The organism is Scardovia wiggsiae F0424 (assembly GCF_000269605.1).
GTDB classification, from domain to species: domain Bacteria; phylum Actinomycetota; class Actinomycetes; order Actinomycetales; family Bifidobacteriaceae; genus Scardovia; species Scardovia wiggsiae.
Window position 1 is genome coordinate 239,357 of the sequence record NZ_AKCI01000001.1, and the last position, 19,011, is coordinate 258,367.

At 54.5% G+C, this 19,011-nt stretch carries 18 protein-coding genes; 5 read left to right on the forward strand and 13 right to left on the reverse strand.

From position 1 onward, the window contains the following. Nucleotides 1-46: 46 nt before the first annotated feature. Nucleotides 47-925, reverse strand: coding sequence for a ribonuclease H family protein (locus tag HMPREF9156_RS0101145; protein WP_007148100.1), 879 nt, complete (start codon nucleotides 923-925; stop codon nucleotides 47-49). 346 nt (nucleotides 926-1,271) lie between these two features. Between HMPREF9156_RS0101145 and HMPREF9156_RS0101150 the strand changes: the two genes are divergently transcribed. The 3 genes from HMPREF9156_RS0101150 to HMPREF9156_RS0101160 are packed head-to-tail and all read left to right on the forward strand — an operon-like array spanning nucleotide 1,272 to nucleotide 3,890. Next, nucleotides 1,272-2,357 carry an ABC transporter ATP-binding protein gene (locus HMPREF9156_RS0101150; protein WP_007148101.1) on the forward strand — a complete coding sequence of 362 codons (1,086 nt, stop codon included), beginning with the start codon at nucleotides 1,272-1,274 and terminating at the stop codon, nucleotides 2,355-2,357. Between the two features lie 4 nt (nucleotides 2,358-2,361). Then, nucleotides 2,362-3,135 carry a hypothetical protein gene (locus tag HMPREF9156_RS0101155; RefSeq protein WP_007148102.1) on the forward strand — a complete coding sequence of 258 codons (774 nt, stop codon included), beginning with the start codon at nucleotides 2,362-2,364 and terminating at the stop codon, nucleotides 3,133-3,135. Further along, entirely contained in the window at nucleotides 3,135-3,890 is a 756-nt protein-coding gene (locus HMPREF9156_RS0101160) for a hypothetical protein (protein ID WP_007148103.1), read from the forward strand. The genes HMPREF9156_RS0101155 and HMPREF9156_RS0101160 overlap by 1 nt, the downstream gene beginning before the upstream one ends. Nucleotides 3,891-3,978: 88 nt before the next feature. On the opposite strand, the gene msrB is transcribed toward HMPREF9156_RS0101160, so the two are convergent. Beyond that, the gene (gene msrB, locus HMPREF9156_RS0101165) at nucleotides 3,979-5,046 is read right to left on the reverse strand and encodes a peptide-methionine (R)-S-oxide reductase MsrB (protein ID WP_007148104.1); all 1,068 of its coding nucleotides are present in this window, start codon (nucleotides 5,044-5,046) and stop codon (nucleotides 3,979-3,981) included. 242 nt (nucleotides 5,047-5,288) lie between these two features. Here msrB and HMPREF9156_RS0101175 point away from each other — a divergent pair, with 242 nt between their 5' ends. Continuing rightward, a complete protein-coding gene (locus HMPREF9156_RS0101175) occupies nucleotides 5,289-6,137 on the forward strand; it encodes an inositol monophosphatase family protein (protein ID WP_007148105.1) in 849 nt (282 codons plus the stop codon). A 2-nt stretch (nucleotides 6,138-6,139) separates the two neighbouring features. Further along, nucleotides 6,140-6,799, forward strand: coding sequence for a GNAT family N-acetyltransferase (locus tag HMPREF9156_RS0101180; protein WP_007148106.1), 660 nt, complete (start codon nucleotides 6,140-6,142; stop codon nucleotides 6,797-6,799). 84 nt (nucleotides 6,800-6,883) lie between these two features. Here the strand turns inward: HMPREF9156_RS0101180 and HMPREF9156_RS0101185 are convergent, their stop codons facing one another. From HMPREF9156_RS0101185 to HMPREF9156_RS0101235, 11 genes are all read right to left on the reverse strand, one after another. Further along, complete coding sequence (locus tag HMPREF9156_RS0101185) at nucleotides 6,884-7,162, reverse strand: HU family DNA-binding protein (RefSeq protein WP_007148107.1); 279 nt, start codon at nucleotides 7,160-7,162, stop codon at nucleotides 6,884-6,886. Nucleotides 7,163-7,334: 172 nt separating this feature from the next. Next, nucleotides 7,335-9,884: a lysylphosphatidylglycerol synthase transmembrane domain-containing protein gene (locus HMPREF9156_RS0101190; RefSeq protein ID WP_007148108.1), complete on the reverse strand. Its 2,550-nt coding sequence runs from the start codon at nucleotides 9,882-9,884 to the stop codon at nucleotides 7,335-7,337. 66 nt (nucleotides 9,885-9,950) lie between these two features. After that, nucleotides 9,951-11,429: an adenylosuccinate lyase gene (gene purB / locus HMPREF9156_RS0101195; RefSeq protein WP_007148109.1), complete on the reverse strand. Its 1,479-nt coding sequence runs from the start codon at nucleotides 11,427-11,429 to the stop codon at nucleotides 9,951-9,953. Between the two features lie 47 nt (nucleotides 11,430-11,476). After that, nucleotides 11,477-13,000: an esterase/lipase family protein gene (locus HMPREF9156_RS0101200; protein ID WP_007148110.1), complete on the reverse strand. Its 1,524-nt coding sequence runs from the start codon at nucleotides 12,998-13,000 to the stop codon at nucleotides 11,477-11,479. A 9-nt stretch (nucleotides 13,001-13,009) separates the two neighbouring features. Next, nucleotides 13,010-13,336 carry a hypothetical protein gene (locus tag HMPREF9156_RS06810; RefSeq protein ID WP_017147373.1) on the reverse strand — a complete coding sequence of 109 codons (327 nt, stop codon included), beginning with the start codon at nucleotides 13,334-13,336 and terminating at the stop codon, nucleotides 13,010-13,012. 104 nt (nucleotides 13,337-13,440) lie between these two features. Next, nucleotides 13,441-14,022 carry a DUF6466 family protein gene (locus HMPREF9156_RS0101210; RefSeq protein WP_007148112.1) on the reverse strand — a complete coding sequence of 194 codons (582 nt, stop codon included), beginning with the start codon at nucleotides 14,020-14,022 and terminating at the stop codon, nucleotides 13,441-13,443. Further along, nucleotides 14,019-15,062, reverse strand: a complete 1,044-nt coding sequence (locus HMPREF9156_RS0101215) for a vWA domain-containing protein (protein ID WP_007148113.1) — start codon at nucleotides 15,060-15,062, stop codon at nucleotides 14,019-14,021. The genes HMPREF9156_RS0101210 and HMPREF9156_RS0101215 overlap by 4 nt, the downstream gene beginning before the upstream one ends. Beyond that, nucleotides 15,059-16,306, reverse strand: a complete 1,248-nt coding sequence (locus tag HMPREF9156_RS0101220; RefSeq protein WP_007148114.1) for a vWA domain-containing protein — start codon at nucleotides 16,304-16,306, stop codon at nucleotides 15,059-15,061. The genes HMPREF9156_RS0101215 and HMPREF9156_RS0101220 overlap by 4 nt, the downstream gene beginning before the upstream one ends. Next, nucleotides 16,303-16,806, reverse strand: a complete 504-nt coding sequence (locus HMPREF9156_RS0101225; protein ID WP_007148115.1) for a hypothetical protein — start codon at nucleotides 16,804-16,806, stop codon at nucleotides 16,303-16,305. The genes HMPREF9156_RS0101220 and HMPREF9156_RS0101225 overlap by 4 nt, the downstream gene beginning before the upstream one ends. Further along, nucleotides 16,803-17,795, reverse strand: a complete 993-nt coding sequence (locus HMPREF9156_RS0101230; protein WP_007148116.1) for a DUF58 domain-containing protein — start codon at nucleotides 17,793-17,795, stop codon at nucleotides 16,803-16,805. The genes HMPREF9156_RS0101225 and HMPREF9156_RS0101230 overlap by 4 nt, the downstream gene beginning before the upstream one ends. A gap of 54 nt (nucleotides 17,796-17,849) precedes the next feature. After that, a complete protein-coding gene (locus tag HMPREF9156_RS0101235; protein WP_007148117.1) occupies nucleotides 17,850-18,914 on the reverse strand; it encodes an AAA family ATPase in 1,065 nt (354 codons plus the stop codon). Nucleotides 18,915-19,011 lie beyond the last annotated feature (97 nt).

Here is a 19,011-nt window from a genome sequence, read left to right on the forward strand (position 1 = left end):
GGCCCTGTGTTTCCCGGGGTCTCTGCGCTGTCGCGTCCTGCAGCCGCTAGAACAAGGTATTCTGCCTGCCATTATCCCAAGTACCGTCGTCAATGCGGCGGATAGTTTCGTCTAGTTTCGCTGCAGCGCTGTCCATACGCTCATATGAATCTTTGAGGCGCTCGGCAGCAGCGTTGAACTGCTGTGTTGCAGCGGCAAATGAGTCAATGATCTCTCTGACCAGTGACTCACTGTCCTCTGTACTTATAGGGGAGGCTCCTTTTATAGAAGTGCTTTCTGCAGAAGAGGTGCCGGCATTGTCAGCAGGAAAGCGGGTATCGGGTGCAGCAGATCCCGTATCTGATACCTGTGCAGCGTCTTCAGGCATATGTATCCCGCTGCCGTACTCAGAGCTGATCAGGGACTGCCAGCCTTCGTAGGGGAGATATCCGTCGGCGTTTCCTGTACGGCATTTTTCAGCGTAGCCGCGTGCGAGCCCGTCAACCTTCTCATTGTACGGGTTCCCTGCATGGCCTTTTACCCACTTGAATTTTACCGGCCCTCTGCGGTTTGTTATTTCGGCATCAATAGCTCTGATAAGTTCAGAATTTTTTACAGGCTCATGCCTGGAATTTTTCCAGCCGTTCTTTTTCCAGCCGGCGACCCACGTTGTTGAACAGTTGATGGCATACTGTGAATCTGTTTCGATAAGGAGGGGATACTCTCCCTGGTGTGTACGCAGGGCCTGCAGAACAGCACACAGTTCGCCTATCTGGTTTGTCCCGTTGGAAGCCCCTCCGCAGTCGCTGCTGCTGCCTGTTGAAGATGCGGGGGATGCGGAGCCGCTGCTATGCTCTGCCCATGCCCATCCCATAGGGCCGTTAGGGTTGGCCAGGGCGCTCCCATCAGTTGAAACGGTTACGGCTGCCTGTGTATCGGTTTCCATATGCTGCTTCCAGTCCACGATGCCTGCCGGCACCTGTCTATTTTCTGTTATGTGCTATTCTACCCGGCTCAGGCAACTGCGGATCAGGGGGATACCGCTGCATCAGCCTGGTGAAGGGATAACACGCATGACAGCCTGTTCTGGATATATATGTGTTATCATCAGTTGTGATGGTCTTGTTGTGCGGAGGTGCAGCAGTGCGAAGCATACCTGTTTTCTTATATTTCATTATATGAAGATATCAGATAGCCCTTCAGGCTGATTGCCGGGTTTCAATTCATTCTTTATCAGCAGTTTAGTTGCGGTGGCCGGAAGCATAGGATAATAGCCATCGGGAGTTAGTAATATGCCAGAAGAGCAATATATGCATAAAGATATACAAGATATACATAGCAAAGACGGCAGGGCCCCTGTCCGGGATTTCGGGCAGTTTCCCGGACAGGCTGTCCTGGAGCTGGATAATGTATCCCGCAGTTTTAATAAAGGCGCAGTGCAGGCTGTCCGGGATGTTTCGTTCAAGCTTCATCCCGGCGAAGTACTGGGCCTTATCGGCGTTAACGGTGCAGGAAAAACGACCACAGTTAAAATGTGTTCCACCCTGCTTGACCCCACATCAGGGCAGATACATGTTGCCGGGATAGATACCCGCACATCGCCGCGGGAAGCCCGTTCCCATATAGGCCTTATGCTTGGCGGCAGCGGCGGTTTTTACCCGCGCTCAACGCTGAAGGATAACCTGCTGTTTTTCGCGGACCTGGCCGGCGTCAGTTCACGTGAACGGCAGGCTGAAGTCCGCCGGACCCTTGAGCTTGTTTCACTCGGCGATATGGAAAACAGGAAAGCGTATGAGCTGTCCCGGGGGCAGCGCCAGCGCCTGCATATCGCGAGGGCGCTTTTAGGCAGCCCGGAGCTGCTCATGCTGGATGAGCCCACGACCGGCCTCGACCCCGATATTGCCCTGAAGATCCGCGGGCTCATACGGTCTGTAGCGGACAGCGGAGTGGGTATCCTGCTGACATCGCATTCTATGGAGGAAGCTGAGGAGCTCGCGGACCGCTTTGTGGTGATCGACCGCGGGGCTGTCCGCGTATCCGGCTCCCTTGATGACGTGGCGCGGTATGCGGATATATCCCGAACCACTACTTTTACCTTTACCCCGTCCGGCAGTTTCGGGCTGGATGATATCTCGCGGTTAGTGGATAACGACGGCTTTATTATGCACAGGGCAGTAGGAAGCCAGTGGCGTGTAACAGTCATGTGGCATTCTGCAGCGGCGGGAAGGGTTGCGCAGCGGTGTGGTGCAATTGCCAGCTGTACATCTGCTGACGACCTTCTGACCCGTCCGGCGAATCTTGAGGACGCCTTTCTTGCTATCGCCGAGATGGGGCAGAGCCCGGCGGTATCGGCAGCATCTTCCGGAGAAAGGGGATAGAAGCATGAGGCTCCGCCGTTTTTTGCGCATTGCCGGGTTTGAACTCAGACAGTTCGCCGGCACAGGATATTTTGTGCAGACTGTAGTCGTTGCAACACTCAGTGCTTCAGTAGTCCAGCGTCTGGGTGTCATGGCATGGCACAGCAGCGCATACGAATGCTTCCTCCGTTCAGGGATGATCGGTATGTGGACTTCTTCCATATCGGCCGCGGGGATCATCGGTTTTGAACGGATGAAAGGCACCCTTGTGTACCTGGTCTCCAGTCGCCAGAATGCAGCTGTGACCCTGCTGGCGCTTGTGTCCAGTGTATCAACGTTCAGCCTGCTCGCTTTCCCAATATCATGCATAGTATGGCTTATCCCCGGGAATTCAGGGATTGCACCCATGTTCCTTCTGCAGCATCTGCCGCAGCTCGCAGCAGGTGTTATCCTGCTATGGGCGGCTACATTGTCCATCACGCTTTTCATGGCCCTGATATCGGTGATAACACCGCAGGCTCTGATATTTGAAGGGCTTATCCTTGTCCCGGCACTGTTCTTTTCCGGTGTATTTGCTGTAAGTTCGCCGGTATACCGGGTGCTGGGATCCGGGGCAATTTTTATCCTGCCGACCGCATCTGCCGCAAGGTTCCTGTATTCGTACGGGGCGCCGCGTGCGATGTTTTCCGGAGGCATAACGTGTGCAGCTGTCACCGCAGTGTGGATCGCTGCAGCAGCATTCACTGCACGGTATGCGTTCAGAGCTATGCGCCGTACTGGAACAATAGAGGTGATCTGATGGACAGGCTGCGTACCGTGATCCGGATAAGCCGCAGTGCTTCGGCAATATTGGCTACCAGGGCTTCTGCGGTAGTGGGCATCATTATTATCCCGCTTTTTGATATCCTCTTTTCCCTCCTGTTAGGGTCAAGCCTTAATGCCGACAACCTTGTGCGTATAGGTTATGCGAGCGCCCTGCTGGGGATAGCTATCACAACGATGTCATTTATGGACCAGAGCATCGTTTATGCACGGGCAGCCGGCGTGCTCCAGGAAGTCATACAGCGCAGGAGGTTCGATACGGCCTACTGGGCGGGTATCTCGGCGACAGCCTGTGCAGCGGGGCTTGCGATGGGTATTATACCTTTTATTGGGGTGTTTGCTTTTGATACGCATCATAATACGGCTGCCCTGATGCTGTCCCTCGCCGCTGTTCCGGCAGCACTGGCCGTTGGGGCAGCATTAGGCCTGTTTACGTCAGGTATTGGCCTGCTGCTTCCTGACCCGTATGCTGTATCGAATGCGGTCAGCATGCTCCTGCCTGTAACAGCGGGTACTGTAGTGCCGCTGCACTATTATCCGTGGGGAATCGGCACAGTGCTCAGATTCTTCCCGGTATCTTCCATCATCCAGGCCGTTGCCGGCTCCGGTGCTTTTGGCCGGGCAGTGCTTATTGAGCTTATTCACACAGCGGTATGGGCTATACTGGGCGCAGCGTGTATGGGTATAGCCCGGCGCCGGCTGCGCAGCGGGAAGATCCCGGAGATACTGTAGTGCAATCAGGACAGGCTGGCGGGATTCTATTCCCTGCTGTCAGCCCATGTCCGTCTGTATCCCGTCGGATACCTCTGTTTTGCTGTCTTTATACCTGCCCGTCCTGCCCGCTTTCCCTGTTTTCAACGGCCTCTTCCTTTTCGACTGGCCCATTGTTTCCCTGCCTGCTTCCCTCCTGTCCGCTGACAAGTGCACTGTACTCTCCATACCCTTCTTCTTCCATATGGGAGAGGGGGATGAAACGCAGCGAAGCGGAATTGATGCAATACCGCACTCCGGAGAATTCCTGGGGTCCGTCATTGAATACATGCCCGAGGTGGATACCGCTGCTGACAGCAAGCACTTCGGTCCGTTCCCGCCCCGGGATCGTATAGTCAGCGCGCTCGGCAAGGGATCCCGGGCTGATCGGCCGTCCGAAAGCGGGCCATCCGCAGCCGGAATCATATTTCGCATCCGAAGTAAAAAGCGGTTCGCCGCTGACAATATCCACATAAATGCCCGGTTCAAAGGTTTCGTCGTAGGCGTTGGCAAAAGGCTGCTCAGTAGCCGCTTCCTGGGTAACGGCATACTGGAGGTCATCAAGCTCATAGATGCGGTCAATGTATTTCTGACGTTTCGATACCTGGGCGATTTTCATCGGATCAATATGGCAGTAGCCTCCGGGGTTCTTTTCAAGATAACCCTGATAATACGCTTCAGCAGGATAGAAGTTCTTCAGAGGGCTGATCTCTACCGCTGTTTTGTGCCCATGGCGTGCTCCCACCTGTGCATCCACTGCATGGAACACTGCCATATCGCTGGCGTATGAAGGGTTTACAGGGTTGGAGTACAGCCCGGTACGGTATTGCCTGCCATGGTCATTGCCCTGCCGGTCCACGGAAAACGGATCGATAATATCATAAAAAAGCCGTGTCAGCGTTGTCAGGCTTACTATTGAGGGATCGTAAGACACTTCCACGGTTTCAACGGCATCAGGCCTGCCGGAGCATACTTCTTCATAAGAAGGGCTGTCCGTTTTCGACTGGGCGTATCCTGCCCGTACAGCTGTTACACCGCTGATGCGGCGGAAATATTCTTCAAGCCCCCAGAAGCAGCCGCCTGCAAAGTAGGCGACGGCTTCAGCGCTGTCCTGTGTGGTATCGGCAGTCTCCGTCATACTGTCCCTCCTGCAGAATAAGATCTGTAAACTGTTATATTTGTGAAAAGATTACCCCGCAGAAGCGCCGGGCGCAATATGGACACGCGGGTTTTCACCCGCTGCGGTATAAGGGATATTTGGGACAGGCTGCAATCCGGCGGGCTGCAACATGCGGCTGAAACTGGTAGCACGAAGGTTGTACTATACACCATATAAATATATAGACAAAAGTAAATCATAAAACAACAGGAACAGAGATTATGGAGCTGCGCATTATTGCGCAACGGTTGCATGAAGCAATTGTTGAAGCAGGAGAACATGCTTTGCAGGTACAGATATCGCCGCGTACCTTCAGCACAAAGGAAAGTTTGCAGTCAGGCGCCGATCAGGGCAGCCAGCTTATAACGGCGTCAGTTGATGAGGATATCCTGACTTTTATGAGGCATAAGGTCGATTCTATCGGGCCGTTTGACGGTTACTGGGAGGAGGCCGGCAATGACCGGCATCCGGGAGGGCACTACTGGTCTATCGGAAAAGTTGATGGGGCCATTAATTTTGCCAGGGATATGGCTGAGTGGACTTTAACGCTGTCGCTTTTTGAGATCAATGATCAGGGCGTCGCCTACCCAATCCTGGGGATAGTCCATGCCCCGGCGCTGAATATCACATATCTTGCTGCGCGGGGCGAAGGCGCTATCCGTATCCGGCGCACGCCGTCCGGCATCAAACGTGAACGTATTGTGCCAACAACGACAGCAGGTCTTAAAGGGTCTGTTGTAAGTTTCGGCATGTCATATTTTGCCCATGAATCCCGCAGGGCAATAGAAACAGTGGCCGCTATTGCCGGCATGCCTGCAGATATCAAGCGTATAGGGCCTACTTCGCTGGATCTGTGCAAAGTGGCCGACGGCACATATGATGCTTATTTTGAGCCTTCCCTCCATCATTGGGATATCCCTGCAGTGTCGGCCGGGAGCGTCGTAGTGTGGGAGTCCGGCGCCCGCCTGCGCCAGTGGGATGATACTGAGATAAACTGGTACGCCAATAACAATATTGTTGCATCCAATGGGCTTCTTACCGCTGAGCTGCAGCCGTATCTGGAGGTGTAATCATGGGGATGCGGACCGGCATCCATGGGTTTGAGACCTCGCGCCTGACTCTGCGGCCCTGGAAAACCGATGATGAGGCGGAGGCATCTGAACTTTTCAGGTATGCCTCAAACCCTGCTGTCGGGGAGATGTGCGGTTGGGCACCGCATAAGAGTGCGGAGGAAAGTGCGCGGATAATCCGTGATATCCTGGATAATCCGCATACTTTTGCGATTGTCCTTAAGGAAACGGGCAAGCCAATCGGGAGTATCGACTTCCACCCTGTATCGTCCGATACCCGCAGTTTCCTTGCGGAGGGTTTACGCAGCGGTGCCTCGGCAGGCGGGGAATTTGTGGAGGATATCCCTCGGGAAGGCGTATCGGCCCTGGGGGAGGTTGCAGCGCATCCGGACTGTGCGCGCGAACTCGGCTATTGGATCGGTGAGCCGTATTGGGGGAACGGCTTTGCTGCTGAAGCAGGTGAGGCTGTCAAAAGCCATTGCTTCGGCGGCTTGGGGCTGCAGGCTGTCCTGGCGCGGCATTTCGTGGGGAACCCTGCATCCGGCAGGGTTATGCAGAAGCTTGGCATGCGCAGGATCGGACGGATAAATGATGTCCTGATGCCTCTTTTGCCTGGGAATGTCCGCCGTGATGAATTTGTATATGCGGTTGTGGAAGCATAGGCGGCTGCATAGCAACAGAAAATGCAGAAAGCCCCGGGCGCATGTCCGGGGCTGTATTATAAAGATCGCAAAAGATCCGATTACTTAGGCAACTGCCTTCTTGAGAAGGGAGCCGGCCTGGAGCTTTACACCATATCCTGCAGGGATCTTGATGGTCTCGCCAGTACGAGGATTGCGGCCGGTGCGGGCTGCACGCTTTACACGGGAAGCGGAAAGGACACCGGTAAGGCGAAGGCCTTCGCCGGACTCGAGAGATTCTACGAGGACTTCCTGGAAAGCATTGATAGCAGCCTCGGACTGTGCCTTGGTGAGGCTCGTCTTCTGGGCAATCTTTGCTACGAGATCAGACTTGTTGTATGCCATAATGGTTATACATCCTTTTTTATCAGGGAGTCAGGCAGGATGCCCGACTCAGCGGACACTTTAGATACTACCGTATTAAGTGGAAAAAAGCGACTTGAAAAGCCGAAAAACGCCTATTTTTCTTAAAATTAATGTGAAAATTACACATTTGTAACTTAATATCATCTGATAATTAAATCAAATCATGCTTATTGAGCCACTGCATGGCGAGCGCACCCAGCGGTATCCGCAGCCAGTATGTCATGACCCTGAACAGCAGGGTAGCGGATAATGCGATGCTGGAGGGTACCCCGATGCCGGAAAATGCGAGGCTCAGCGCCGCCTCAATGGCTCCCAGCCCGCCGGGGGTAGGGACAGCGGAGCCGAGTGTGTTCGCGATGAGGAAAACGAATGTTGTTTCTATAGGATTGGCGGTGTATCCGAATGCGTTCAGGGCGCACCAGAATGCCAGCCCTAAGCCAATATTCTGCAGGACTGACCCTGAGGCACAAACCAGGAGCTTTTTAGGCTGCGTAATAAGCGCCGCCAGTTCATGGCCGTACGATTTGATCGTCGGGATGAATTTTGACAGGATCAGTTTCCTTAAAGGCTTGATTGCCATGACCAGGGCGATGCAAAACCCTGCGATACCCAGGATTATGGCGATCGTCCCTGTGGGGATGACCCCTGACAGAGTAGTACGTCCGGTGAAAATGCCGATAATGATGAGCAGGAGGGTCGTCGTTGTTACCTGTATTGCTACGACTGCGCTCATTATTGCGGTTGCAGGGGTATTCTTGTATCCGGCTTTACGCAGATACTGCAGGTTGACAAAGGCCGGCCCTACCCCTGCCGGCATGGTGACCGCCGTGAACCCCTGCATGACCTGGGAAAGGAATAAAGGAGCCAGGTGCCGCTTGCCCTTATCGACAAAAACCCCCAATGACAGGGAAGTGGCTGCCCATGGGAGGACAGCGCCGAGCGCGAAGCACAGCAGTGCCATCCATGGGTTGGCGCTGGAAACAGCCTTAGCCATTTCAGTCGGATTCAGCTGGCTGAATACCACTACAGCTGCAATAACAAGCAGGACGACGCCTACGAAATTACGTACATTGAAACGGGCGAGCGTAATAGTCTCTGTGTTTTCTGCCTCTTCTTCAGGGATCAGGGCGTTGATCCGGGTACGCAGGTCTTTGAGGGCGGAACGGCTCCATGAGGGGTCCTGCCGTGTTTCCAGGGGGATGGCCGCCCTCTGGATGAAGGGGACGAGAGTATATACATAGTCCCTGCCCCAGGCGGCGGCGGCGCAGGAAACAGTCCGCTGTACGCCGATCTTTACGGCAAAGGCTGCTAGGAGCTGGGCCCTGTCAAGGCTCACATTCGTAGAAGCGCTTGCGAAATCCCCGTTATCCCAGCCGGCGAGGATGAGATTGCCTCCATCGTCGCGCACCAGGTTGGCAGGGGTGATCCTGCGGTGCGTATATCCGCGTGAATTGGCCTTTTCCAGATATTCCATAGAGTTGATAACATCGCTGTCGGTGACGGAGCCCCAGTCGCATTCGTGGAGCTGGGAATCTTTATAGTATACGAAGATCCCGGATTCCTGGGCATCCGTTACACCGTAGGGGAGGATAGTTGACAGCCCCGTATTGCGCAGCCCGAGGAGCATATCAAGATGATGGTGGCATGTTACCCTTACAGTGCGGTCATGCCGTGTGGCAAGATTCGACATCTGGAACCATTGGAAAAGCTGGCGCAGGTATCCGGCGGAATGGCGGCGTTCATCAAGGACTGATACGGTGTAGTGGATGCCCTGTGCATCTACAGCGTCGTATAAGCGCGAATTGAGCGTGAGATCGTCGTCCAGGCTTGCCGTCTGGCGGGATACGCGCAGCGATGTATCAGGCCGCTCCAGCGTGTATGTGCGGCTTCGCAGGGTGCGTATCTTCAGGCCGACATTTTTGAGGGCCTCAATAACGCCTTTGCCCCATACTCCAACGTTGAGGGTCCCTGCTGCAAAACGTACGAGGAGGCCGGCAGCGCGCCCTATGAGGACGGCGAAAAGCACTCCTATAAGGGAATCAGCGGAAAGCATGATAAGGATGAGCCCGAGTGTGATAGTGAGGTTCCAGCCCCATTTGACACTCTGATGCATTTTGCGCGGGCCTGAAGCGGTAAGGAATGCAGCGAGTGCCGAGAAGACGACGGGGATGACACCGTCAAGGGAACTGAGCTGATAAAGGAGCAGCGGGTCATGGACCAGCGTGATAATCCTGGCTGCCCCGTAAGCTGCTGCGAAGCCGAGTATCAGGGAGAAAGTGCTTACTGCGAGCTGCTGCCATTCATTTTTGAATGCCAGCTGGATAAGGACAGCGATTATTATCCCGACTGTCACCAGCTGCTGGAGAAGGGACAGGGGGACTGCATACAGCCAGTTATCTATCAGATTGCCGAAATTCCGTACATCATTTTCGACTCCACGGGCCAGCCCCTGCAGCCGCATGGAAGCAAGGAGGACAAGCAGTGAAGCTATGATGCAGAGGATACAGTTCAGAAGGTCGTTCAGATCGTGCACCCTTTTAGGAGGGGTATCAATAATGCGGGTCTGCGGCAGGGAAACAGTATCCATGATCTCCAGGCCGCTGTTATCTGGGATGTCGCTGATGGAATCCTCAGATACACTGTCAGAGGCGTGAAACCCTGGGGACCCCGCCTTAGCGGTTTTATCTTCGCGTGATACCATCGGAATCCTTAATATAAAAAATTGGCAATAATAACTGGTATATCCGTAATGCAGCTGTGCCGGGGATCAGTCACCCGAAGGCCTGTCTGAAGGCCTGAGAGACTGCTGCTTCAGGGGGACGAGCTGCTCTGCTGCACCGAGATAAGCCGAAGGGCTGAGCCGGGAAAGCCTGCGTGCTGTTTCTTTATCGAAACCAAGCGCTGAGATGAAGCTTTCAACATCATGTTTATCTATCTTTTTCCCGCGCATAAGCTCTTTGACGCGTTCATAAGGGTTATCCATGCCTTCAGCCCCGGTAAGCGCGCATGCGCGCATCGCAGTCTGCACAGGCTCGCCAAGGACTTCCCAGTTGCTGTTGAGCTCCTGTTCCATAGCTTCATTGTGCGGGTGGATGGAATCCAGGCCGCCGGCAAGGTTTTCCAAAGCCAGGAGGCTGTATCCAAAAGCCGAACCTATGTTGCGCTGGGTCGTGGAATCGGTCAGGTCGCGCTGCCAGCGGGTCTCAACGAGGGTAGCGCTCAGGGAGTCGAACAGGGCGCATGAGAGTTCAAAATTAGCTTCAGCGTTTTCAAAACGTATAGGGTTCACTTTATGCGGCATAGTGCTGGAGCCGGTAGCCCCCTGAACGGGGATCTGCACGAAAGTCCCGCGTGAGATATACATCCATATATCAACTGCAAGGTTGTGAAGGATATGGTTTATATGGCTGACTGTAGAGTACAGTTCGGCCTGCCAGTCGTGGGGCTCTATCTGCGTAGTGAGGGGGTTCCATGTAAGTCCTAAGCGGATGGCGACGAATTCCCTGCTGATGCGGATCCAGTCAGTCTGGGGGACAGCTGCGTAGTGCGCCCCGAATGTCCCGGTGGCGCCGTTGATCTTTCCCATGTATTCCTGGTTTTCCAGAGCGGTACGCTGGCGGTTTAGCCTGTATACATATACTGCCAGCTCTTTCCCAAGGGTCGTGGGCGTTGCAGGCTGGCCGTGGGTCAGGCTCAGAAGCGGCATGCCGGCATACTGTTCTGCTGCGGCGTCAAGCTTAGCAATAATACGTTCAAAGGCCGGGGACCATACGCAGGTTACAGCCTGCTTGATACAGAGGGCATAGGACAGGTTATTGATATCCTCGCTGGTGCATGCAAAATGTACCAGGGGTTTAAGGCGAGTCAATGAGGTCTTGTGCCCGAGCCTTTTTTCTGCAGAATCAAGGCGGCGGCCTATATAGTATTCGACTGCTTTTACATCGTGGCGTGTAACGGCTTCAATTTCAGCCAGTTCCCTGATACTGTCCGGTCCGAACTCCTTGGGGATGCTCCTGAGATAGCTTATTTCCTCTGCGGTGAGGGGATCAACTCCGGGGACAGCAGGGGTGCTGTCATTGTCGTGCGTACCATTAGCCAGCTGGATCATCCACTCGATCTCTACAGCTATCCTCTGACGGTTGAGTGCGGCCTCGCTCAAATACTCAAGCAATGGTTCTGTCTGCTTATGATAGCGTCCATCCAGGGGGCTTAAAGCCAGTGAAGGTTTGATATCAGTTAGCTTCATAGTTCAAGATTACGCTAAGGCATAAACGCGCAGATCTCCTGTTTACCCTATTTATGCAGGCGTCCCCGGAAGTAGTACTGCTTATCCATGGTGCCCCGGATAGTTTCTGCAAAATGCCTGTTGTGGCGTTCCACGTCATTGCTGTGGAGTTCCTGCGCATTCTGCCAGGCGGCACGCTGATAGTTCATCCCGTGTGTCAGCTCTTTGGCGGATGGCGCGCCTTTTACCCGTGTTGCAGTCCCTGCTGCGGTATCGGCGTCCGAACTGATGCCGCGGACAGTAAGGTGTTCAGCATCATGCCTGTTAGGCGCGCCGTCAAGGCTTGATATCAGTTCATCGTTCACTTCGGTGCTGGTGACCCATGTGCCTTTGCGGATGGGGTGGTTCGCAATAGGCGAGCCTGCTGTAACAACATGCTTTACATTGAAAGCGTGCTGCGGGTCACTTGCTATGGAGGCGGCCACAATACCTCCCTGAGAATGTCCGACGAGCGCTACAGGGTCAGAAGGCTGTATACCGGCCCGTTTCATGGCTGCCATAACGTATCTGGCGCTGTCGGCCTTGGCGCGCTGGCCCGCATCGGAGCTCATAAGGTCTACATTCTGTGCCCATCCGAAAGGGGAATCCATATGCCCGTCTGTTCCGGGGATGGTGACAAGCCAGCTGTGCTTCCCGTCTTTCGTGGTAAAACGCTGGATAGCAATAGTCCCATAATCCGTCCCCAGTCCTCCCGTGCCAAGCCGTTCCTGATTGGCCAGGCAGCTGCCGATATCGTTTGGTTTGGATAGCCGGCTTTCAGGGTTTACCGCAGTAATCGACAGTTTGTTGCCCTGTATGGCATTCATCACAGGTTCGCTTATGGAAGAGACTTTTGAGGCAGCATCGCTCACTGTCCCTCCTCCGGTAAGGCGGCTGGCCAGCCCTGACATAAAGCCTTCATGGGAGGCGTTGCTGTCTGTAAGGATCCGGATGGGATTGAACCCCTCTTTGCCGGTCATCCCATGGACCCCTGCCGATGCAGCACCCAATGCCAGTATCCCCAGAGCACTGTTCGTAGGCGACAGCGCGGTAAAAAGCCCTGTCAGCTTTGAGATGATGGAGCTGCTTGTTTCTTCAGCATGTGAGTAAGTGCTGTAGGCCCGGGTTACGCGGTCTGCCATACTGCTCAGTTTTTGGCCAAAACCGGCAAGCAGCGCAGAATTATTTTCGCAGGCTGCAATGATCCTGCCAAGCGGCAGAGAAGTATGAAGCCGCGTATTGTCTCCCGGGATCCCGGATGCTGCACCGCCAGTTCCGATGGGCGACGGCTGCATTGCTGGGACAGTTAGAAACGTATCCGAGAATGGCCCGCGGACCAGGCTGGGGTATTTCGGGCATGATGTAAACGGGCTCAGGGAAAGCAGAGGCTGGCATGCAATCACAGACTGTGCCGATGCCCATATCCGCGAATGTGCAGCCAGCTGCGCGCTATGCCGGTTGAAAGCATCGGCAAAGCGTACGAGGGAAGGCATATCTATGCTTGTAGAGGCGGCGCTTCCATACAGATATGAAGTTATATGCGGCTGTGCCATGATCTCCTCCTACGGCCGTATGCAGAGATGCTGTGCAGCAGGGATCGCGGAGCCTACTGCCGATACTTCTGTCAGAAGGGCTGCCAGGGATTTACGGTAATATTCTCCTGCTTTTCCCGACCATTCCATAGCGTATGCGCCGGATATGTCTGCCCGGACCCTTTCCATAAGTGTTTGTGTTTTTTGCGTTGTGTCAGTGACGAACTGCGACAGTTCCATCCCTGCGCGTATACAGATGCAGGGCATCTGCTGTCCCGCAGCGCCTGGTATCAGCGGCGGGTAAGAAGGCCTCGGGATTATGCAGGGGGTATCCTGGGGAAAAGTGTTATTTGCCATACGGAAATTGTGGCATACAGCGCCCGTCTGCCTTAACTTCTACGGCCACTGTGGCCGGATGTGGATAACACTCTGCAAAAACTGTTTGACAAAACAGCAGAAGGCTACCACGGTTTCACAGTTGGCTGTGGGGACTTGTCGGGTGAGGGGGCCGCCTGCTGGTCGGTAGAGTTCTGCCGCAGGAGTTTTTGTGTTTTTTTCTCATCCTCTTTATCTTCAGTACTGTCAGAATCCTGACGGCCGGAAGGCTCCTGTGAAGATGCCGTGCCCTGCTGGTCCGCTGCTGTGCCCTCTTTCCGGGCATCTGCTATTTTACGGGTCAGTGCGCGTGAGACGTCGGCATTATGCCTGATAGAATTTTTTAAGCCCGGTGCCGCGAGCAGCGAATTATTCTGCAAGTCTTTGAATGATTCATCCACATTTTTCTGGCTGGCTGCCAGATCATCTAGCTGTTTCTTTGAAAGAGAAGGTTTTTTATTGAAAGAGGCGATATTGGACTGCAAGGAACCGGTAGCAGAATTGAACGACGATACTGTGTAAATATTGACGCCGGCTATAACGGCTGCAGCCAGGGCCACTGCTCCGATAATGCCCAGGGCTATCCGGGTTGCAAGCGGCATCCGTGCATGTGTCCGCAGGTGCCGCCGGGACTTTGGCTTTGACTGGAGATTGGGTACGCCGGTCATAGCATCCTCCTTGAAGTAATGGTCCACGCTGCCAGTTCCCATGCGAAGATGAGGGCGAAAAGGGTAGTGAAAGGCCAGATTATAGGGACTGTATAATCTGCCCGCCGGGTTACTGTGCGGAGGCGGTAATCGCGGGAAGCTCCTGCAGAATCCTGGAGGGTGACCCCCCGCTCCTGCGTTATATGGATATATGTGCCGGAAAGTTCATCGGCAATGCTTTTCAGGCTTGCCTCGTCCAGTTTTGAAATGCCGTCTTCGCCGGTAGCCGGATCTTTGACCCATTGGCTGGCATTATCCTGTGTATCCATAGCCTTGACACCAACCTGGGTTAGCGGCACCTTGCCGCCCTCAGCAGAACCTACCCCAACAACGACAGCATTATCCACATATTTGCGCAGTGCGGAAAAAGTCCTGCGGGCCTGGCTCCCTGTAGATTCCCCGTCGGATATATAGTACAGCACGACGGTATCACCGGGATGGGCCTTTTTTGTATTAGCCATGGATGCAATAAGGCTGTCCAGCGGCGCATCCAGGTTCGATCCGCGGGAAGTTGCTGTAGCCTCGGTCGCCAATGTATCGGCCCATTGCGTGACTGCGTTGGAATCAGGTGTCAGCGGAAGGTCTGTACTGGTTGAGGCACCGAAACGGATAACGCTGAAACTGGCATCAGGGTACATCCGCGCAATATCTTTCACTGCGCGGCTTGCTGCATTCAACCGGGTGACCGACTGCCCGCCTTTATAATGGGCATCGTTTACTGCCATAGATCCTGTTGTATCCACTGCGATGTAGACATCTGTAGCATTCACCGCCTGCGTAGTATTGCGGACGTACCGTGCCGGGGTGAGGATGATTATTGCCAGCAGAAGGCACATCAGGACCCTTCGCACAACAGCCCAGACAGTAGTGTCAGTCATCTCGCTGTGCGGCGCTGCAGTACTGCGGTACCGGGCAACTGTGAAAACTGCGAGGCATACAAGGATAAGGGCGAGGATCGGGGAAACTATCCACCCGAACATAGGGGCAAGGGTCGCTGTCATCGGCGTAACCTCCAGGTGAGGGCAAGATATCCGCCGAATGCCAGGACAAGGATGATGATAAGCGCCTGCGGGGCATCGGCGACTATAGACTGGCGGCTGTCCCGGCGGGTCCCGGAGCTTGTCCTTTCTATTGCCTGTACAAGCGAACCGATATCCGGAGTAGTGTTCATATTGGTAAAGGAACCGCCGTAGCGTTCGATAAGGGTACGCATCTGTGATTCATTCGGCGAATGGGTATTTGATGCGGAACCGACGTACAGGCCGTCAACGGTAATATGCGATTTATTGACAAGCCCGGCCGCCTGCTCAAGGCTGTATGTCCCCGACTTGCCTTCTATATTGTCAGTCGCCAGGATGATAGAAGCGCTCCTGGTCGACCGGGCACGCTGGGAAGATCCTTTTTTATCAGCCGAACCGTTTGCATTCACGGAGAACTGCGGAAGCTGGAGGGCGCAGCTGACAAGGCCGTCGCCAATAAGTGAAGAAGAGTTGGTAATATTCCGCGTGCCCTCAAGCCAGTCCTGGATCTGCGCATATTCTTTTTGGGAAATATTATTGAAATCGCTGGAGGATACTTTTTTCAATATTCCGAAAGCGTGTTTGAGCTGGCTTTCTATAACGTCGGAATCATCAGTAAGCGGGAATACCGTACGTGTGGTGGAGTCAAAAATACTCAGGCCTATGCGGTCGCCCTGCAGACGGTCAATCAGGGTCAGATAGGCTGCAATGATCTGGCGGTCATAAGCAAGTGCTGATCCTGATACGTCGAGGCACAGGACAATATCCCGCGACCCGTAGGTACTGTTCCTGCGGTCCACAGTCGAAGGGCGTCCCATCAGCAGGGCTGTTATAAGGCTTATGGCTGCAAGGGCTATTGCCGCCGCGAAACTGAGGCGCCTGTATAGTTTGTACCGTTGGGACGGTATATCAGACTGGAGGTCATCACTTACTGTCCATGAGTATGCCGAAGGCTTTTTCTGCCGTTTCCCTGTCCTGGCGCCGGCCGGCCGGGCATTGGGGGTATCAGTATCCCCGTCAGCCTTATCGTCAGCATCATCAGGGGCAGTTCCGCCTGCATCCCCTTCGCCTGCGGCATCCCCCTCAGCTGTGCCGGGCCCGGTAACAGGCCTGCGGGGGTATCTGCTCCGCGCCCACAGGCCCGCGGCAATAACAGCGGCGGTAAAAACCAGGATGGTGAGGATAATGACTGCAGGCCATTGCCATGATATGACCGGTGTGTTCATTCGCCCCACCTTTCTATAAGCCCGGATACCCATTGGGCAGCTTCTTCAACAGATGCGTTCTGTGCTGCAGGGTTCCATTCAGCTTTTGCAAATTCAGGCGGGTAGAGGGCTTCAACAGTCTGTCTGAGCACCAGATACCCGTCCCTCGAGTTTCTGTCCGGCGTTTCACGTTTCAGCTCTGCCAGAGTATGTTTAGTAACATCCTTACCCAGCTTTTCTGATGCAAACTGGCGTGACAGGACAGAAAGTCGATGGTAGGCCTGTTTATCGTCAAGAAGCCCTCTGGCATGGTCTTTCTGTACTGCAATGATGCGCGTCTGCCACTCCGACCTGGTATGCGTGCGCCCAGCTGTTTTTGTCCGGGGCGAAACGGCTTTGCGCTTCATACTCCCGATAACAGCCAGCGTACCGGCAGCAGCAGCAACGATGATGCAAATGCACAGCACAATAATGGCCGGTGCCGCAGAATGCAGCGGATCAGGGGTCTGTGTGAATCTCATAGCGTGGGTATCTCCTCCTGCCGGATCTGTGTATGCGTGTTTTTCAGGAGGTTGACATTCCCCGCCCGGGTAAGTGCTGACGAGATACGGCGGATGAAAGCGGTGAACATCGCCTCGCTTGAGCCGGCATTCAGCACTGCTGCGCCTGCGCGGCTCAGCCGCTCTTCAAGGAGTTTGGAAATGAATTCCCTGCGTACCCGCACATCGTCATCCAGTTCTTTAACGCGCATAAAAGCAGGAATAGCACGGTTAGAGGCAGCGTCAATGACTGAACCGAAATCCGGCGCGGCGGAGAACGGGCTGATCGCCTCAATATCCACTACGATCAGGGGATGGGTCTGTGCGAGCACTCCTGCTGCCTCTATAGCCTCTTCACTCCATGCGGTATGTGCCGTTGCAATAACGATCAGCGCGTGGCGGTCGCGGATACGTTTGGCATAATCAAGAAGGGAAAACAGGTCCCCTGGCCTGGTCAGGCGGATATGGGCAATACGCTCAGCCAGATCGTCAAACGCCATATATCCGCCTGTCAGCGGGATTCGGGTGATGCGTGCCGAATCCCCAAGGATGACCGACAGCTCATCTGAACGGCGCAGCGACAGCACTGCGAACATGCGCAGCGCGTTCAGCGCCACCTCCATCTGGCTTTCTCCGCTTGTGCAGGTCCCGGTCATCTGCGCGCCGGAATCAAGCAGCATCCATACCCGGCTGGTAGCATTCTGTTCCTTGTCTGCTATCATGGGGCGTCCTGCGCGCGCACTTGCCTTCCAGTCGATCAGGCGGGCCTCATCGCCTGCCGTGTAGGGGCGGATATCCAGGAATTCATACCCGTTCCCCCTGCGGACAGACTGATGTTCACCCTCAAGCACCCCCAGCGCGCGTTTGACGGCAGGCAGCGATAAACGTGCACCAAGCGCCTCGATCCTGCGCCGTATGGTCTCCTGGGAAGCCTGGGGGTTCGTTGTATGTGGATGGTCAGGCATAGTCATTTCGCTGATTATAGATACTCCTTGTAGCAGGGGCTGCGGGGATTGCAGGGCAGGCTAGGGGACAGGGACAGTTTCAATGATGGAATCAATGACCTGGTCGCTGGCGACCCCGTCTGCCAATGCTTCAAAAGTCATGAGGATACGGTGTCTCAGTACATCATGGGCATAAGCCTTTATGTCCTCCGGGATCACGTAATCGCGGCCGCTGAGCAGCGCCTGTGCCTGTGCTACCCGCATCAGGGCAATAGATGCACGCGGGCTCGCCCCGAGCCGGACAAGTGTTGAAAGGCCGTTAATAGGATGTTGCCCTGCGCCGCGGCTTGTGGCAACAAGGTCAACGATATACTCTTTGACTGCCTGGGAGATATGGACTTTACGGGCATTCTGGCGCAGATAGGCCACATCCTGCAGGGAGATGCTGGTCTCAGGATCGCTGCCCGTACTGGGGACATCGCTGTTCTGTCCTGAAAGCATGGTCAGCATGCTGACTTCATCCGTATCGCTTGGATACGTCATGACTGCCTTCATCGTGAAACGGTCCATCTGGGCTTCCGGAAGGGTGTAAGTCCCTTCTTCCTCAATCGGGTTTTCAGTGGCAATGACCATGAACGGGTCAGGAAGGGATATCCGTTCCCCGCCTATCGTTGCTGCACCTTCTGCCATAGCTTCAAGCATAGCCGACTGGGTTTTTGCGCTTGAGCGGTTGATCTCATCAAGCAGGACGATGTTGGCATTGATAGGGCCAATCTGTGTGACCATCTTCTGCGAGGCGAAATCAAATATTTGTGTGCCTACGATATCGGAAGGCATAAGGTCCGGGGTGCATTGGATGCGCTTAAAGGACCCGGAAACGCATGATGCGAGGATCCGTGCAGCTGTAGTCTTAGCAAGGCCGGGGACAGACTCGATAAGGATATGCCCTCCGGCAACAAGTGTAATGATCAGAGATTCCCTGAGATCGTCCTGCCCTACGAGGCCTTGTGAAAAACGTCTGCGTATGCGCTCGGCGAGCTCCTTGTTGTGATCAGTGACATCAGATCCCAGCGGTGAACTTTCGCGCGGGCCTGAGGTATCGGCACTGTGGTCCTGGCCGTCGTTGTGCGAAGAAAATAATTCCATACTTAAACTCTATCTGTGATTGTTGACGTGATCTATATATTGGCTGGGGATTTTATATATTCGGGCAGTGTGCGGCAGCATGTGTACAGGCAGCGGC

Coding starts and splice junctions, on each gene's coding strand:
- HMPREF9156_RS0101150 (WP_007148101.1), top strand. CDS start 1,272: ATGCCAGAAGAGCAATATATGCATAAAGATATACAAGATATACATAGC.
- HMPREF9156_RS0101190 (WP_007148108.1), bottom strand. CDS start 9,884: ATGGTATCACGCGAAGATAAAACCGCTAAGGCGGGGTCCCCAGGGTTT.
- msrB (WP_007148104.1), bottom strand. CDS start 5,046: ATGACGGAGACTGCCGATACCACACAGGACAGCGCTGAAGCCGTCGCC.
- HMPREF9156_RS06810 (WP_017147373.1), bottom strand. CDS start 13,336: ATGGCAAATAACACTTTTCCCCAGGATACCCCCTGCATAATCCCGAGG.
- HMPREF9156_RS0101220 (WP_007148114.1), bottom strand. CDS start 16,306: ATGAACACACCGGTCATATCATGGCAATGGCCTGCAGTCATTATCCTC.
- HMPREF9156_RS0101230 (WP_007148116.1), bottom strand. CDS start 17,795: ATGACTATGCCTGACCATCCACATACAACGAACCCCCAGGCTTCCCAG.
- HMPREF9156_RS0101215 (WP_007148113.1), bottom strand. CDS start 15,062: ATGACAGCGACCCTTGCCCCTATGTTCGGGTGGATAGTTTCCCCGATC.
- HMPREF9156_RS0101145 (WP_007148100.1), bottom strand. CDS start 925: ATGGAAACCGATACACAGGCAGCCGTAACCGTTTCAACTGATGGGAGC.
- HMPREF9156_RS0101155 (WP_007148102.1), top strand. CDS start 2,362: ATGAGGCTCCGCCGTTTTTTGCGCATTGCCGGGTTTGAACTCAGACAG.
- HMPREF9156_RS0101185 (WP_007148107.1), bottom strand. CDS start 7,162: ATGGCATACAACAAGTCTGATCTCGTAGCAAAGATTGCCCAGAAGACG.
- HMPREF9156_RS0101180 (WP_007148106.1), top strand. CDS start 6,140: ATGGGGATGCGGACCGGCATCCATGGGTTTGAGACCTCGCGCCTGACT.
- HMPREF9156_RS0101225 (WP_007148115.1), bottom strand. CDS start 16,806: ATGAGATTCACACAGACCCCTGATCCGCTGCATTCTGCGGCACCGGCC.
- HMPREF9156_RS0101160 (WP_007148103.1), top strand. CDS start 3,135: ATGGACAGGCTGCGTACCGTGATCCGGATAAGCCGCAGTGCTTCGGCA.
- HMPREF9156_RS0101175 (WP_007148105.1), top strand. CDS start 5,289: ATGGAGCTGCGCATTATTGCGCAACGGTTGCATGAAGCAATTGTTGAA.
- HMPREF9156_RS0101210 (WP_007148112.1), bottom strand. CDS start 14,022: ATGACCGGCGTACCCAATCTCCAGTCAAAGCCAAAGTCCCGGCGGCAC.
- HMPREF9156_RS0101200 (WP_007148110.1), bottom strand. CDS start 13,000: ATGGCACAGCCGCATATAACTTCATATCTGTATGGAAGCGCCGCCTCT.
- HMPREF9156_RS0101235 (WP_007148117.1), bottom strand. CDS start 18,914: ATGGAATTATTTTCTTCGCACAACGACGGCCAGGACCACAGTGCCGAT.
- purB (WP_007148109.1), bottom strand. CDS start 11,429: ATGAAGCTAACTGATATCAAACCTTCACTGGCTTTAAGCCCCCTGGAT.